The 14,715-nt window shown below is 47.5% G+C and carries 17 protein-coding genes and 1 riboswitch; of the genes, 10 read left to right on the top strand and 7 right to left on the bottom strand.

Translation table 11 applies throughout. The features are described from left to right. Positions 1-18 precede the first annotated feature (18 nt). The 4 genes from CWI81_RS08325 to trhP are packed head-to-tail and all read right to left on the bottom strand — an operon-like array spanning position 19 to position 3,474. On the bottom strand, positions 19-1,191 hold the full coding sequence (locus CWI81_RS08325; protein ID WP_126784841.1) for an acyl-CoA dehydrogenase: 1,173 nt from the start codon (positions 1,189-1,191) through the stop codon (positions 19-21). A gap of 36 nt (positions 1,192-1,227) precedes the next feature. Further along, positions 1,228-1,953 carry a helix-turn-helix domain-containing protein gene (locus CWI81_RS08320; protein WP_241970394.1) on the bottom strand — a complete coding sequence of 242 codons (726 nt, stop codon included), beginning with the start codon at positions 1,951-1,953 and terminating at the stop codon, positions 1,228-1,230. 11 nt (positions 1,954-1,964) lie between these two features. Beyond that, positions 1,965-2,156 carry a 4Fe-4S binding protein gene (locus CWI81_RS08315; protein ID WP_126784840.1) on the bottom strand — a complete coding sequence of 64 codons (192 nt, stop codon included), beginning with the start codon at positions 2,154-2,156 and terminating at the stop codon, positions 1,965-1,967. Positions 2,157-2,181: 25 nt separating this feature from the next. After that, a complete protein-coding gene (trhP, locus tag CWI81_RS08310; RefSeq protein WP_126784839.1) occupies positions 2,182-3,474 on the bottom strand; it encodes a prephenate-dependent tRNA uridine(34) hydroxylase TrhP in 1,293 nt (430 codons plus the stop codon). A gap of 169 nt (positions 3,475-3,643) precedes the next feature. After that, a riboswitch (molybdenum cofactor riboswitch) is annotated at positions 3,644-3,786 on the top strand. On the opposite strand from trhP, the gene moaA reads away from it, so the two are divergent. The 9 genes from moaA (at position 3,777) to modC (ending at position 9,541) form a co-directional block, all read left to right on the top strand. Beyond that, positions 3,777-4,754, top strand: a complete 978-nt coding sequence (gene moaA, locus CWI81_RS08305; protein ID WP_126784838.1) for a GTP 3',8-cyclase MoaA — start codon at positions 3,777-3,779, stop codon at positions 4,752-4,754. Its footprint overlaps the riboswitch before it by 10 nt. A 5-nt stretch (positions 4,755-4,759) precedes the next feature. Next, positions 4,760-5,335: a molybdenum cofactor guanylyltransferase gene (gene mobA / locus CWI81_RS08300; protein ID WP_126784837.1), complete on the top strand. Its 576-nt coding sequence runs from the start codon at positions 4,760-4,762 to the stop codon at positions 5,333-5,335. After that, a complete protein-coding gene (locus CWI81_RS08295; RefSeq protein WP_126784836.1) occupies positions 5,336-5,854 on the top strand; it encodes a molybdenum cofactor synthesis domain-containing protein in 519 nt (172 codons plus the stop codon). Continuing rightward, complete coding sequence (moaC, locus tag CWI81_RS08290) at positions 5,854-6,345, top strand: cyclic pyranopterin monophosphate synthase MoaC (RefSeq protein WP_126784835.1); 492 nt, start codon at positions 5,854-5,856, stop codon at positions 6,343-6,345. The genes CWI81_RS08295 and moaC overlap by 1 nt, the downstream gene beginning before the upstream one ends. 2 nt (positions 6,346-6,347) lie before the next feature. Continuing rightward, a complete protein-coding gene (locus tag CWI81_RS08285; RefSeq protein WP_126784834.1) occupies positions 6,348-6,596 on the top strand; it encodes a MoaD/ThiS family protein in 249 nt (82 codons plus the stop codon). A 4-nt stretch (positions 6,597-6,600) separates the two neighbouring features. Continuing rightward, positions 6,601-7,053 carry a molybdopterin synthase catalytic subunit MoaE gene (gene moaE / locus CWI81_RS08280; protein WP_126784833.1) on the top strand — a complete coding sequence of 151 codons (453 nt, stop codon included), beginning with the start codon at positions 6,601-6,603 and terminating at the stop codon, positions 7,051-7,053. A 4-nt stretch (positions 7,054-7,057) separates the two neighbouring features. After that, complete coding sequence (gene modA, locus CWI81_RS08275) at positions 7,058-7,804, top strand: molybdate ABC transporter substrate-binding protein (protein ID WP_126784832.1); 747 nt, start codon at positions 7,058-7,060, stop codon at positions 7,802-7,804. Next, positions 7,804-8,493, top strand: coding sequence for a molybdate ABC transporter permease subunit (gene modB / locus CWI81_RS08270; RefSeq protein ID WP_126784831.1), 690 nt, complete (start codon positions 7,804-7,806; stop codon positions 8,491-8,493). The genes modA and modB overlap by 1 nt, the downstream gene beginning before the upstream one ends. Then, the gene (modC, locus tag CWI81_RS08265; RefSeq protein ID WP_126784830.1) at positions 8,480-9,541 is read left to right on the top strand and encodes a molybdenum ABC transporter ATP-binding protein; all 1,062 of its coding nucleotides are present in this window, start codon (positions 8,480-8,482) and stop codon (positions 9,539-9,541) included. Before modB ends, modC begins: the two co-directional genes overlap by 14 nt. Positions 9,542-9,544: 3 nt before the next feature. On the opposite strand, the gene moeA is transcribed toward modC, so the two are convergent. Together moeA and narL are read right to left on the bottom strand one after the other, a co-directional pair. Beyond that, positions 9,545-10,771: a molybdopterin molybdotransferase MoeA gene (moeA, locus tag CWI81_RS08260; protein WP_126784829.1), complete on the bottom strand. Its 1,227-nt coding sequence runs from the start codon at positions 10,769-10,771 to the stop codon at positions 9,545-9,547. Further along, entirely contained in the window at positions 10,771-11,421 is a 651-nt protein-coding gene (narL, locus tag CWI81_RS08255) for a two-component system response regulator NarL (protein WP_126784828.1), read from the bottom strand. The genes moeA and narL overlap by 1 nt, the downstream gene beginning before the upstream one ends. 206 nt (positions 11,422-11,627) lie before the next feature. Between narL and CWI81_RS08250 the strand changes: the two genes are divergently transcribed. After that, a complete protein-coding gene (locus CWI81_RS08250) occupies positions 11,628-12,905 on the top strand; it encodes an MFS transporter (protein WP_126784827.1) in 1,278 nt (425 codons plus the stop codon). A gap of 7 nt (positions 12,906-12,912) precedes the next feature. On the opposite strand, the gene CWI81_RS08245 is transcribed toward CWI81_RS08250, so the two are convergent. Continuing rightward, positions 12,913-14,691, bottom strand: coding sequence for an ATP-binding protein (locus CWI81_RS08245; protein WP_126784826.1), 1,779 nt, complete (start codon positions 14,689-14,691; stop codon positions 12,913-12,915). Positions 14,692-14,715 lie beyond the last annotated feature (24 nt).

The following is a 14,715-nucleotide window of genomic DNA, read 5'->3' as shown; positions in this document are numbered from 1 at the left end:
CCTGTTGTTTATGTTGTTTTAAAAAGCAGCGATGTCAGTTTGAGCGCGGCCTAGAATTAACGCGTGGACGTCATGTGTGCCCTCGTAAGTATTGACAGCCTCTAGGTTCATCACGTGGCGGATAACGTGATATTCGTCGGCAATGCCATTACCGCCGTGCATGTCACGGGCCTGGCGAGCAACATCCAGTGCCTTTCCGCAATTGTTGCGTTTAATCAATGAAATAGCGGTGCTATTAAGACTGCCCTTATCCAGCTCGCGACCCGCTTGCAAAGCGGCCAGTAGGCCCAGGCTAATGTCAGTTTGCATATCAGCCAGCTTCTTTTGAATTAACTGATTGGCGGCTAACGGGCGACCGAACTGGTGGCGTTCCAATGTATATTGTCGCGCCGCGTGCCAACAGAACTCGGCAGCCCCCATCGATCCCCAGGCAATCCCATAACGAGCTTTGTTAAGACAGCTGAATGGGCCTTTGAGACCACTGACATTGGGCATAAGGTGTGCCTCTGATACCTCAACTTCGTCCATCACAATTTCGCCGGTAATAGAGGCTCGTAACGAGAATTTTCCCTCTATTTTGGGAGCGCTAAGTCCTTTCATGCCTTTTTCTAAGATAAACCCGCGTATTTCACCATCAAGTTTTGCCCAAACAACAAAAACATCGGCAATGGGAGAGTTAGTGATCCACATTTTGCTGCCGCTTAACACGTAACCGTCATTAGTTTTGCGGGCAACAGTGCGCATACTGGCAGGATCAGAGCCGGCATCCGGTTCGGTGAGGCCAAAACAACCAACCCACTCGCCGGTCGCCAATTTGGGTAAATATTTCTGTTTTTGTTGTTCGTTACCGAATGAATAAATAGGATGCATCACTAACGAAGACTGGACACTCATGGCGCTACGATAACCGCTGTCTACGCGCTCAATTTCGCGAGCAATTAATCCGTAACAGACATGATTAACGCCAGCCCCGCCATATTCTTCTGGTAATGTAGCGCCTAACAGACCCATTTCGCCAAGCTCAGTCATTATTTCACGATGAAAATGCTCATGGCGATTAGCGTCGAGAACCCGGGGCATCAAATTTTTCTGAGCGTACTGGTAGGCACTGTCTTGTACCATGCGTTCTTCGTCACTCAGTAATGAGTTCATGTTGAGTGGATCTTGCCAGTTAAATGCGGGTTGTGACATTGAGCTCTCCGGCTTTGTTGTTAGGTACTAAGCGCACTAAGCGATTAACTTCTCCAGTGCGGGTGTATTCTTTATCGTTAATATCGACTGTTGTGTGTCAATTACACCTTGTTGCTTTAACGAGGTAAAAATTCGGCTAACGGTCTCGACCGCCAGACCCAGATAATTGGCTATATCGGTTCGAGTCATTGGTAAACGGAACTCGCTGCGGGAAAATCCATGCTCGGCAAAGTGGTCACTAATTGCCATAATAAATGAGGCGACTCTTTGCTCTGCTGTGGTATTCACCACATTAAGGTAATGCGAATTGCGCTGCCCTAAACGCTTACTTAATAGTTGCAGTAGATTTTTGTCAACACCGGTAAAATTTTGTGCAAATAAGCGACTCAACTTAATTTCACACAGCATTGATGTCTCCAGTGCTTCGCAGTAAGTGACTGCGGCACCACGCGCTATCGACTCCATACCAATGATATCGCCAGCCAAATGGAAACTGGTGATTTGCTGTTTACCTTCACTGTCTATGGTATAGCATTTTACCGAACCGCTTTTGATCGCAAACAAAGAATGCATCGGTTGGTCTGGGCTGTAAACCATCGTCCGTTTATTATAAACATGAGGTTCGCGGCTGCTTTTGTCGAGCAGTTCAACATCGCTCGAGACCAGACCTGCCGGTACACAAATCGACTGCATACTGCAATGATTACATTGGATTGGGTTGCGCATGGCTACCTCAGGTTTTGATTTATTGGTTGTGTGCATGAGAATTCACCCTAGTCTGAGGTTAGATCAACGGCATCGACCGGACAAACCGCATAGCAACTTGGCTGGTCATAATAGCCTTCGCATTCAACACAAGCCGACTGATTGATCTCATAGTGTTCCGAGCCCATATCAATCGCTTCGACCGGGCATTCTGGAACGCACATGTCACAATTAATACAATCTTCATTTATGACTATCATATCGACTTGCTCACTGTTTAACCACTTATTGTTTAATGAGAAGAGAGTACGGAATATCATCCTCGGCAATCGGCGAAGGGGTTCGCACTATTACCTGATAACCCGACCCTGGCGCACGAATGACCTGATTGTCTTTTTCGTCATGTAGCTCGGCGATTTCAAATGACTGATTGCCTGAAGGCGTCATTAACAAGACTGAATCGCCCACTGCAAAGCCATTCTTTACATTGACCAGGTAACGATTGGGTTCAATAGCGCGTATTAGCTGGCCAACTAACAGCTGCTCACCTTCGCTGTGAGACCGCTGATAGTTTTGTAAGTCCTGTGCGCTATGGCGTTGTAAAAAACCATGAGTAAACCCGCGATTGGCCATGCCATTAAGATCGTTCAACAGGCTTGTATTAAACGGTTTACCGGCTGCAGCGTCGTCTATCGCCTGACGGTAAACCTGGGCGGTGCGAGCAACATAATAGTCGGATTTAGTGCGCCCCTCTATTTTTAGAGAATGAACACCCAGTTTGACTAAATCTTCGACCAAGTCCACAGCACGTAAGTCTTTCGAATTCATAATATAACTGCCGTGCATATCTTCATCCAGCAGCATCAAGTCCTCAGGGCGTTTGGGGTCCCCCAGCAGCACCGGGTCCAGGTCTTGTTGTGTCGGGACATATTGACCCACTTCGTCGGCTGTTGCTTCGTGAACTTCATACCCCCAGCGGCAGGCATTGGTGCAGGCGCCTTGGTTTGGATCGCGCTTATTCATATAACCGGAAAGCAAACAGCGCCCTGAATACGCCATGCATAAAGCACCATGAACAAACACCTCAAGCTCTAGCTCGGGCACTTGCTGACGCATTTCTGCAATCTCTTTAATGGCCAGCTCACGAGACAGAATGACTCGCTCTATGCCTTGAGTTTGCCAAAATTTTAATGCGGCCCAATTAATCGTATTGGCTTGTACTGAAAGGTGTAATGACTGGTCTGGATAATGTTCGCGCAACAATAAAATCACACCGGGATCAGAAACGATGAGAGCATCTGGAGCTAGTTCTATAATTTTGCCCATATGCTCAACAAAATGAGTGAGTTTAGAGTTATGCGGGGCAATATTGACGACGACATAAAATCGTTTACCCAGCTGATGTGCGTAATCAATGGCTTCGCCCATATTATCCATCGTAAAAGAGTTATTACGCACGCGCAGGCTATAACGGGGTTCACCAGCGTAGACTGCGTCGGCTCCGTATGCGAACGCAATCTTCATAGCATCGGGGTTGCCAGCTGGGCAGAGCAATTCAGGTTTCCGGTATGAGTCCATGTACAGGTTGACCTAGATCAGTATTGTTGAAAATTCGCGCAGAGATTATCAAAGTCAGGCTAATAAAAACTTGATTTGGGTCAATGTTCCCTCATGTTAACTACCCCTGATTAGGTATCTCACCCCCCCATTCAAGGGAATTTCGTTCAGTCGTTTTGCTGCGTATTCTGAGTTCCACATTCGCCGAGCGACGGGATCTACGTCTTTTCTAAGAAAGATACGAACCGTGAGCCGTGGTCAAGCCAGACCACCGGGTGCGACTGGAAACGGTCTCACCTCCCGACCCTGGAAAGGTGACAATTATGAAAACGTTGCAAGACCGATTTGCGCGGCGCTTTACGTATTTACGCTTATCTCTTACAGAAAGCTGTAACTTCCGCTGTGACTATTGCTTACCGGATGGACCGGATTGTAGTTCTCGGAAACACGAAATTACTGTGCCCGAAATTCGCCGGTTGGTAACAGCCTTCGCTAAGTTAGGCACCACAAAAATTCGACTAACCGGTGGCGAACCTTGTTTGCGGCGTGACTTAACCGAAGTTATCGAAACCTGCAAGTCAGTGCCTGGTATCGAGAAAGTAGCCATAACAACAAATGGCTATCGACTGCAGCGCGATTTACCGGACTGGAAGGCGGCTGGTGTTGATGCGATAAACGTTAGCATCGATAGTCTGGATCCTTCGACGTTCCATTTAATTACCGGCCAAAATAAGCTAGAGCAAATAATTGAGGGAATTGATCAAGCGGTGGCAATGGACTTCGCTAAAGTAAAAGTGAATACCGTTTTACTACGCCAATACAATGGTGGCGAGCTACCTCAATTTCTGGACTTTATAAAACAGCGTAATGTGGCTCTGCGTTTCATCGAATTAATGAGAACCTCAGATAACGTCGCTTACTATAATAAACACCACTTTAGTGGTGAAAATATAAAACAGCGCTTATTAGCCGAAGGCTGGAGCCAGCAACAAAGGGCCAATAACGATGGGCCGGCGCAGGAGTTTTCTCATCCTGACTATGCGGGCCAAATGGGTTTGATTATGCCTTACAGCCGCGATTTTTGTGATGATTGCAACCGTCTTCGTGTATCTAGCCGGGGTCAGCTTTTCCTCTGTTTATTTACTGAAAAACATCAGGATATAAGGGATTACCTACAAAGCGACGATCCCGAACCGTTGATGCAGGCATTGCAAAACAATGTGTTGTTTAAAGAAGCGACTCATGGATTGCATGACGGCAATAGCGGAGCAACCCGTAATCTCGCGATGATTGGAGGGTAGCCGCGATGTCAGACATTGCGGCATTGCTGCTAGCCGGCGGTAAGTCCTCCCGTATGGGCGAGGATAAGGCTCAACTTCGTATTCATGGAACCACATTGCTAGAACGGACTCGCCGAGTACTGGAGACCGTTGGCTGTAATCCTATTATCGTGTGTGCTGAGAAATTTGGCGGGATTGCTGATGAATATCCAGAACAAGGCCCATTAGGCGGCATTCATGCCGGGCTTAAGCAGTTAATAACGTTGAAATCTCAAACGGTGCAACAAGTGCTGATCGTGCCTGTTGATATGCCCAAGTTGAACGTTCCGACATTAAAGCGACTTATCGCACCTTCTCAGTCAAACAGGGCGGCCTGTTATCAGGTATCGGCGTTGCCTTGTGTGCTGCCCTGTAGTTCGTTAACTATTGATTATCTGCAGACACGTTTAACCACCTCCGATTCGGATCTTTCGATACGCTCGTTATTACGATATTTGAACAGTGTAGAGCTAACCGCAGAACAACCATCGCTTTTAATGAACACCAATACTCCAGCGCAGTGGCAGAGTGTTAAAGAATCTGAAGAGCAAGGAATTTTATAAATGGCAGCGAATAAATCATTCAAAGCATTAAATATAGCAGTGCTAACTTTTTCGGATAAGCGGGATAGCAGCAATGATTCGACCGGAGACGCGATACAGCAATGGGCCGAGCAAGCAGGGCATAACGTTGCTCACCGAGAGGTTATTGTACATAACCAACACCTAATAAGAGCCGCAGTATGCCAACTTATTGCTGCTGATGAGATTGACGTGGTGTTGACTAATGGCGGTACTGGCTTTGCCCCGGATAATGTCACTCAAGCGGCTATAGAGCCGTTATTGGATGCAAAAGTCGATGGTTTTGGAGAACTGTTCCGGATGCTTTCCTATGAGGATATTGGCTCGTCATCGCTGCAGTCCAGAGCCTTTGCGGGGATTACCAATAGAACATTTATTGCGGCAGTACCAGGCTCAGGTGGAGCGGCTCAGTTGGCCTGGAATCAACTATTAAAGCCGCAGCTGGATTCGCGTCAGGGACCATGTAATTTCGTCGGCCATTTACTGAAAGGGGGTGCTTAATGAATGAACTTACTCATGTCAACGAGGAAGGCGCTGCGCACATGGTCGATGTTGGCAGTAAGTCGATAACAGAGCGTGTTGCCAAAGCAACCAGCACGCTTGAAACGCGCTCCGACGTATTGCAGCTGTTACAAAAGGCCGCGGATAAAAAAGGCGATGTATTGGCGACCGCTCGGATTGCAGGAATTATGGCGGCTAAACGCTGCAGTGATCTGATTCCACTGTGTCATCCGCTGGCGCTCACCGGTGTTTCGGTCGATTTCGAAGTATGCGAAGAAAAAGGCAGTATCCGAATCACCACAGAATGCAAAGTTAACGGCAATACCGGCGTTGAGATGGAAGCACTGACCGCTGCGTCTGTCGCTGCGCTGACACTCTACGATATGTGCAAGGCGGTAGATCCTGGCATGGTGATAAATGCTACGCATTTGCTTGAGAAAAAGGGTGGTAAGCGCGGGCACTGGCAGTTTGATGACGCTAATGGAGTCTAATTATGTTGACGATTAAATTTTTTGCGGTTTTAAGAGAGCGCCTGAGCAGCGACCGGATGCAGTTACCGTTAGAGCAACCAAAATCGGTTAGTGAAGTCGTTGAGCAGTTAAAACAGCAGTCTCAGCTCTGGCATAAAGAGTTATCACGCTATGATTTGTTATGTGCGGTTAACCAAGAGTTTGCTGATCACTCGACGGTGGTAAAAGAAGGCGATGAATTAGCGCTATTCCCGCCGGTAACGGGAGGCTAGGGCAGTGCTAAAGCGTATCAAAGTCCAGACCGAAGATTTCGATTTGGAAGCAGAATATAGGCAGCTGAATGATGGGCATGCCAGTGGAGCGGTGGTTACCTTTAGTGGTTTAGTGCGAGACGAGGAAGGACAGCTGCTCGGGCTGGAGCTGGAACATTACCCTGGGATGACCGAAAAGGCATTGTCTAATATTGTCGATGTCGCTAAGGCACGCTGGCCGTTACATGCGGTAACGGTTATCCATCGTGTTGGATACCTTAAGGTTAACGAACAAATTGTGTTTGTTGGCGTTGCTAGTGCTCATCGTCTGGCGGCATTTGAGGCAGCCAATTTTATTATGGATTATTTAAAGACACGGGCGCCGTTTTGGAAAAAGGAGCATAGCGTTCATGGCGAACCATCTTGGGTAGCTGCAAAAGCATCGGATCAGCAAGCTGCAGAACGCTGGCAGGAGTAGTCGGGTGAAGCGCCTATTATTGTTATTGATGTTATTGACTCCTGGGTTAAGTGCTGCGGAACTTACTATTGCGGCAGCGTCAAGCTACCGGCCCCTGTTAAACCATCTCGCGCAGCAGTTCGAACAGCGGCAGCAACACCAGGTTCGTTTCGTGTTTGGTTCATCCGGAAAACTCGCGACGCAGATAATACGCGGAGCTCCGTTTGACCTGATTTTTTCTGCGAATATGGCTTACCTTAAAGCGTTGAGCGACAACGATCTGCTTGCTGGTGAGGTAGTTACTGATGGTTACGGCCAGTTGGTATTATGGTCAAAGTCTGAAGCTCAATTAACGGCCGAGACAGATCTCGTTAAACTCCTGCAGCAGCAACGAGTGGCTATAGCGCAACCAAAGCATGCGCCGTTTGGCCAGGCCGCAAAAGGCTATTTGGAACAGCAGCACATTTATCATCAGATACAGCCCAACCTTGTCTACAGTGAGAATGTAGCTCAGGCCGTGCACATGGTGCATTCAGGAGCAGCCGATTTTGGTTTTGTCGCGTTATCTGTTATCCCGTTAGAGCAGCAAAGCGAAACGCGAATGTATCGAATCGCCCTAGAAAATGAGGCATTGCTTCGCCAGGCGCATGCTGTACTTAAGTCAGCTAAAGATAAGAATTTAGCCAATGAGTTTAGCCGTTTTGTACAAAGACAAGAATTCGATGAGGTAAAACGTCATTACGGTATTGAGCCAGAGCGGGTGAAAAACTAATGGATAGTAGCGACTGGCAGGCAGTGACATTAACCTTACAATTGGGGGGTTATACCACCTTGATTTTGCTGGTTATAGCAACTCCACTGGCTTGGTGGTTAGCACGTCAGCGCAGTTGGTTAAGTGCGCCGGTACAGGCGATAGTTGCCCTGCCTTTAGTATTGCCGCCGACGGTGTTGGGTTTTTATCTATTAATTTGGCTAGGCCCTGAGGGCTTTGTTGGCGCAACACTTGAATCACTCGGGTTGCAGCATCTGGCGTTTAGCTTTGAAGGCATTCTTATTGGTTCAATTTTGTACTCGTTGCCGTTTGCGGTGCAACCATTAACAGAGTCATTTCGACAAATCAGTCAGGGTCAACTGGACGTTGCGGCTACTCTTGGAGCCGGCTGGTGGCGAAGGTTCTGGACCATAGTGGTACCATCCTGCCAAGGAGGGTTCTTGATCGCGGCGACGTTAAGCTTTGCTCACACTTTGGGTGAATTTGGCGTCATCCTAATGTTGGGTGGCAGCATACCCGGCGAAACGCAGGTGCTATCTGTCCTAATCTATGACCATGCCGAAGCGATGAATTACCAGGCTGCTGAAAACCTTTCACTTGGATTACTGCTTTTCTCATTTGTAGTGCTGATGGCCGTTTACACTTGGCAAAAAAGGCCAACGGGGGGAGCCCGTTATGTTGCACGTTGATATTGAATTACAACGGGGGGATTTCAGGCTGCAATTAGCGCATCAGTTTGCTGCGCATAAAGTGACAGCGATTTTCGGCCCATCTGGTTGTGGCAAGAGCACCTTGCTAAGAAGTATTGCTGGACTTGAGCCTGGCTTAAGAGGAACGGTGTGTTGGCAAAATAATATTTGGCATGCGCAGGAACGTATCGTTAAGACAGAGCAGCGAGGTATTGCACTAGTGTTTCAGCAGCCTCACCTGTTTACCACCAAAACCGTTGAGGCGAATCTACGTTACGGAATGCCTAGAGCAAGCGTGTTAAAAGCCTGTGCCATGCAGTTTGAAGACATTATCGAGTTATTATCTTTGCAACCATTTATGCAGCGTAAACCTGCCCAACTATCCGGAGGGCAGCAGCAACGGGTTGCTATTGCGAGAGCGTTGTTGTCGCAACCACAACTGCTATTGCTGGATGAGCCGATGAACGGCCTGGACCAAGCAGCAAAATCGCAGATCATGGCGGATCTAAAACGTATTCAGCAGCGGTTTGCGTTGCCGATATTGTTGGTGTCGCACCATGTTGATGAAGTGGTACAACTGGCCGATGAAGTGGTGATTATGCGTGAAGGGAAGCTCTTATCGACGGGGACCTTACAACAACAAGTGGGTCAATTGTCGTTGCACGATGAGGGACCGCTTTCGGTGTTAAGTATATCACCTGGTGATAACAACCAGAAAGACGGATTGTTGGCTTGGCAACTTGGGCAGCAAACGCTGTGGCTACCAACGACAGGGTTACCAGCTAACTCAGATTCGAAAAGGCTATTGGTGTGGGCGCGGGATGTTAGTCTGGCTACCGGACCGTTAAAAAATACCTCGTTAAACAATCAGGTGCGTGCCCAAATAGTAGGTTTTGAACGCGCGCAACATGATGCAGAAATGGTCGTAGAGCTCGCTGTAGGTGAGCAGCAATTGAGAGCGCTAGTTACCAAAGCATCGATAGAGCGGCTCAATTTAAGAGCCGGCTACTGCGTCTACGCGGCCTTTAAAGCAGCCGCTCTACATTAAGGGTTAAGAGAATAACCTGGAGAATGGCAAGATAGAGACGGTTTCCGAACGGTTAACACTTTCCCGTTCGCGCTCTAAATAAATAAAGCAGTTTGCAGATTTCATGGTGCTTAGCACCCCTGAACTCTGCGACCCGGCGCTTTTTACGGTTAACTGTCCGTCTGTCGTTTGTTCAAAGTAACCGCGTTGAAAGTCTGCCCGGCCTGCACGTTTCTTTAAAGACTCAGCCGCTGACACTTGCAGAGCGTTTCCTTGATTAAAACTCTCACCGGCAAGTTTTGCTAATACCGGCTGAACTAACTGATCCATAGTAACTGCCGCAGCAACGGGATTACCCGGTAGACCAAAAAACCAAGCTCTGTTCAGCTGTCCGAAGGCAAAAGGCTTTCCGGGTTTCATTGCAACTTTCCAAAAACCAATTTCCCCCAGCGCTTCCAGTGCTTGTTTGGTATGGTCAGTATCGCCAACAGAAACACCACCACTGGTAATGATGGCATCACACTGTTCAGAGGCCTCTACCAGGGCGCCCTTTATTTGCTCCAAATCATCGGGCAAATGGCCGAAATCGATAACCTTAATACTAAGGCGTTGCAGCATAGCGTCTATAAGGTAGCGGTTTGAGTCATATATCTGACCGGTTTCTAACGGACTTCCTGGAGCCACCAGCTCATCACCGGTTGAAAAAATAGCAACCGATAGCTGCGGTTGAACCGGAACCTCGGCAATTCCCAAAGAGCCTAATAAGCCAATATCAATTGTCGATAAGCGAGAGCCGGCGGCAATAACGGTACTGTTCTTGCGCACATCGGCTCCCTGTAAACGAATATTATCGCCAGCCGAAACCGGACTTTGCAGAGTGATTGTTCCGGCCTCGTTGTCTATCGCCGTGTTTTCCTGGATAACCACTGCGTCCAAGCCCTCTGGAATGGTAGCGCCGGTCATTATTCGGACACATTCGCCGGACCCTATTTGATCACTAAAAGGGTGGCCGGCAGCAGATGCACCAACGACTTTTAGTGTATCGCCAACATTTAAATTGCTGGCGTTTACCGCGTAACCATCCATGGCCGAATTATCGTGCCCTGGTACGTCGATAGGGGAAGTAATATCTTTAGCGCAGATACGATCTAAAGCCTGATTTAATGAAACCTGTTGGTATTGAACTGAGGGGCTTTCAACCTGATCAAGCATGCGAGTTATTGCGTCATGGACAGATATCATATTGCTCATTAGTTCTCCCCTTGCTGGTTGACCATCCATACCGCGGCTTCAACACGTGACCGTAAGCCTAGTTTTTTCAATAAATGTTTAACATGAACTTTGACCGTGCCATCAGATATATCCAGTTCGCGGGCAATGACTTTATTGCTCATTCCTTTAGCGATTAAACTCAGAATCTCGTACTCGCGATTGGTTAAAGAGCTTAATTGGGAGGATGGAGTTTTTGCAGGTTGCCGTAAGGCGGTTGCCAGAATTTCGGTAATCGCTTCGCTCAATACCATCTTACCGGTAACCGCGCGATGTATTTGCTCAAGCAATTGTTCTGGTTCCATATCCTTTAACAGATAGCCATCAGCCCCGTTAGTAATAGCTGCGACCACATCATCGTCTGCGTCACTTACTGTCAGCATAATAATACGTGAGGTTACGCCTGCATCACGCAACTTTTTGAGCGTTTCGATGCCGTCCATACCCTGCATGTTGAGATCTAACACAATCAGGTCAGGGTCATATTCGGGCGCGAGTCGCAATGCATCCTGGCCGTTGCTGGCTTCGGCAACGACTTGCATGTCATCCTCTAGGGCAATCAGTTGCTTTAGCCCTTTGCGCAACAAGGGGTGATCATCGACTAGCATAATAGTCGCTGCTTCGGTGGCCATTGGTCTTCTCCATTTAAACTTAATTAGTCACTACACAGGGTGCCATAATTGGGCACAAAATACATTCAAAATACCCCTTTATGGGTAGCCCATTACCCCATAAAAATCAATTACTAATACATAAAATCATTTGTTAAACATTGAGCCAGATAGCACAGTTAATAAACCAATAGAAACGTGTGTAAACAGCATCGGAACCTACTATTTTGAATAGAGAAAGTCGATTCACTTGGCTGCAATTAATCGTTGGCGCTAGCTACTGGGCGAGTTGGCCGGTATTAGTGGTGCTGCTCTATAAAACGAGTTATTTGACCGTTACTGAGGGCTTTTATTTACTGCTATGTGCCGGTAGCGGAGCGGTATGTTCGCGGTTGCTAGGTACCTTGGCAAGTGTGTATTGGTCTACCGTTCTGATGCGGTATCACAGCCTAGCCATGCTTTTGGTTGCTTTAATCGGTGTTACAACAATGCTATCACCGCAAATCGACATAGCCTGGTTCTATTTTGCGGCTTTCGCCTCCGGCTATGGCTGCGTTATTTACTCGCGAGGTTTTGACTTAAGTCTGGTCGGTTCGACCGTTGATCTATCAGGACAATCGATGCCGGCCGGTTGGGTTATAGGCCTTATCGTTTTGACCACCTTTATCGCACAATTATTGGCGCCTTTAGTCACTATGGTACCGTTACCGATAGACCAGAGCTATTGGTTTTTGACGGTTGCAAGCGGGCATGTTTTTTCACGGCTAGAGGCGGGCGACGGCATTACCTTAGCGATAGTTCCCACAGTAGTAGCTGCTCTATTTTTATTGTTTATCCTCAAACAATGGGTGACGGGACCTTCTGTCTATTCGTTTAAGCTTCAAAACCGACTTTCACTAAAGCCATTACTATCGAAAAACCGGCACATTTGGTATGGCAGTGTGTTGTATAACATGACGTTAGGCAGTTTTATTGGCTTTAGCTTTATCTTCCCGTTAGTGCTGGAAGTGATGTACGGTCATAGCACTCTAATGCTGGTATGGATCGCCCCATTTTTGGCGATCCTTTCCAGACCATTGGGACACTGGCTAGGAACCTTATTTGGCGGCACTGTGGTAACCCAAATCTGTTTATTGTTAATGGCGTTATTTGCGGCGATGGCCGGACAACAAATTAGCTTATCTGAAACTTCACAGGATATGCGTTATTTTGATGTATTTTTTATTAGTATGGTTGGCCTGATAGTCACCTCTGCCATGGGCAATGGCTCGGTTGTCGTAACCCTCAATAAAATATTTCCCGCGGCCCACATTAACCGAGCCTTAAGCTGGGCAGGCAGTATTGCTATGATCGGCGCAGTTTATTTGCCGCTACGTTTTGGGTTGGCTTTTGCAAACGGCAATGTGGATAGTATTTTTATTGAAGTAACCGGCTTTTTTTCACTGGGTTTTCTGGCTAATTATTGGTTATACTTTCGCCGACACGGTGATTTCTATAATCCTTGATATCCACTTACTGTAGCAAATAATCTGGGGTAAACCGGAAGACAATCTCAGTACCTCCCTCCGGTCGTCTCTGCATGTTTAATTCTCCCCCTAAATTTCGACTGCGCTCCTGCATAATAGCAAGACCATAATGGTTAATTTTTTCCGCGTTATCCGGAATACCTACGCCGTCGTCAGCGATGCTGAGCTCGATGTCAGAGCCTGCTGGCTGGGTTAGACTAATGTGTAGTTCGGTGCCTTGACTGTGATTCACAGCGTTTTGACTGGCTTCGCGAATAATTTGCAGTAAATGTATTTCCTCGTGCGGCGCAAGAGGAATGTCATTGAGCCGATAATCTAAGTGAACGGTTAAGCTGCCTTGTTCAGACAGCTGTTTAACGGTCGTTTGTAACGCGCTGTAAAGGCCGGATCCATCTACTTTTAGTCTGAAGGTGGTTAACAGTTCGCGCAATTGTTTGTAAGCAGAGTTAAGGCCTTCGCGAAGCTCAGTGGATACGTCATCGATAATCTCGCGGTCGTCTTTTTCTACTGCCTTTTGTAAACGAGTGACCTGGATTTTTAGGTAAGACAGGGCCTGAGCCAAAGAGTCGTGAAGTTCGCGTGCGATCACGGTACGTTCGTGCATCAATGCTAGACGCCTGACTTGCTCCTCTTCTGACTTTAAACTCTGTGATAGCGCCAGTTGATCGGCTGTAGAGCTCATTAGCTGCTGCTGCCATGCCGCTAAAGGCTGTGCTGGCTGACAGCGAACAATCAATACGCCATACTCTTGTTCCTCGCGTTTAAGAATAAATCGGTAAACCAGCTGCTCGTCAATAATTGAAGCTCCGGGCCCGGCTTTGATACAAGTTGCACAGTTGGCTCCGCTGCAAGGGTCTTTTGCATTAGGTCGGGGTTGAAGCTGCAGGAAGGGGCGGCTTCCCTCTTCGGTTAGCAAGCAAAGCTCAATATCCTCAACTTCGCCGACATCATGCAGCTTCTCAATAACTTCTTGATAGTTCGAGTAATCATAACTGTGTACGATAATTGAACGTGCAGTGTCATACAAAAATGACAATACTTTGTTTTTTCGGCTTAGTTCTGCCGTTTGTTGTTCGACTCTGCGCTCTAAGCCACCGTAAAAATAACCTACCGTTTCTGACATCTTATTCAAGGCTTTTGATAGCTGGCCTATTTCGTCATTGCTTTCAATTTTAGAACGAGCGGTAAAGTCGCCCTGGATGAGTCGCCGGCAGACACTCATTAAATGACTGAGTGGATCATCTATACGGCGCCGTAAAATGCTTAACAGGAAAAAGAACACGGCGACAATGATAAATGCGGAAATCGCTAGCGACCCACGGACAACCGTCATGCGTTGCTCTGATTGCCGTTGCAGAGATCGCACAAAGTTTTGCAGTTTGTCTACATATTGATGAATTGAGTCTGGTTCAAGCTGCTGACTGCTATCGAGTTGGCGTTGAATTCGCTGCCAAAGTTGCCGGGCGATAACCGCAGTTGTTGCAGTATTAGACGCAGGCTCTTTAGTGTGAAAGGTCAAAAGTGGATCCTGCCAGCGTTCACTGATATCGGTGATTACTTGGTCTTGTAACTCCTTGTTACCGGCCTGGTGAGCGCTGAGAAGCTTATAGGCCAGCATTCTGTGCGAGCCTGCAGCATTGATGACAGCAGCATCTTTTTCTGATTTTTCTAGTAGTAAAAAGCCGGTAATCGCAGCCCCGCTGGCGACAATAACGATAATCGCGAGTGAGACACGAAACAAATTGATAATTGACGTATTCTTCATGTCAGTTGAACTGGCCTGCAACGT

The organism is Idiomarina seosinensis, assembly GCF_003987275.1.
GTDB lineage: Bacteria > Pseudomonadota > Gammaproteobacteria > Enterobacterales > Alteromonadaceae > Idiomarina > Idiomarina seosinensis.
Note: the sequence above shows the minus strand (reverse complement) of the source record. Positions and strands in the feature narration are given on the sequence as shown.

Excerpts from the sequence above, each read along its gene's own strand:
- CWI81_RS08325 (WP_126784841.1), bottom strand. The coding sequence starts at position 1,191 with ATGTCACAACCCGCATTTAACTGGCAAGATCCACTCAACATGAACTCA.
- CWI81_RS08320 (WP_241970394.1), bottom strand. The coding sequence starts at position 1,953 with ATGCACACAACCAATAAATCAAAACCTGAGGTAGCCATGCGCAACCCA.
- CWI81_RS08315 (WP_126784840.1), bottom strand. The coding sequence starts at position 2,156 with ATGATAGTCATAAATGAAGATTGTATTAATTGTGACATGTGCGTTCCA.
- trhP (WP_126784839.1), bottom strand. The coding sequence starts at position 3,474 with ATGGACTCATACCGGAAACCTGAATTGCTCTGCCCAGCTGGCAACCCC.
- moaA (WP_126784838.1), top strand. The coding sequence starts at position 3,777 with ATGAAAACGTTGCAAGACCGATTTGCGCGGCGCTTTACGTATTTACGC.
- mobA (WP_126784837.1), top strand. The coding sequence starts at position 4,760 with ATGTCAGACATTGCGGCATTGCTGCTAGCCGGCGGTAAGTCCTCCCGT.
- CWI81_RS08295 (WP_126784836.1), top strand. The coding sequence starts at position 5,336 with ATGGCAGCGAATAAATCATTCAAAGCATTAAATATAGCAGTGCTAACT.
- moaC (WP_126784835.1), top strand. The coding sequence starts at position 5,854 with ATGAATGAACTTACTCATGTCAACGAGGAAGGCGCTGCGCACATGGTC.
- CWI81_RS08285 (WP_126784834.1), top strand. The coding sequence starts at position 6,348 with ATGTTGACGATTAAATTTTTTGCGGTTTTAAGAGAGCGCCTGAGCAGC.
- modB (WP_126784831.1), top strand. The coding sequence starts at position 7,804 with ATGGATAGTAGCGACTGGCAGGCAGTGACATTAACCTTACAATTGGGG.
- modC (WP_126784830.1), top strand. The coding sequence starts at position 8,480 with ATGTTGCACGTTGATATTGAATTACAACGGGGGGATTTCAGGCTGCAA.
- moeA (WP_126784829.1), bottom strand. The coding sequence starts at position 10,771 with ATGAGCAATATGATATCTGTCCATGACGCAATAACTCGCATGCTTGAT.
- narL (WP_126784828.1), bottom strand. The coding sequence starts at position 11,421 with ATGGCCACCGAAGCAGCGACTATTATGCTAGTCGATGATCACCCCTTG.
- CWI81_RS08245 (WP_126784826.1), bottom strand. The coding sequence starts at position 14,691 with ATGAAGAATACGTCAATTATCAATTTGTTTCGTGTCTCACTCGCGATT.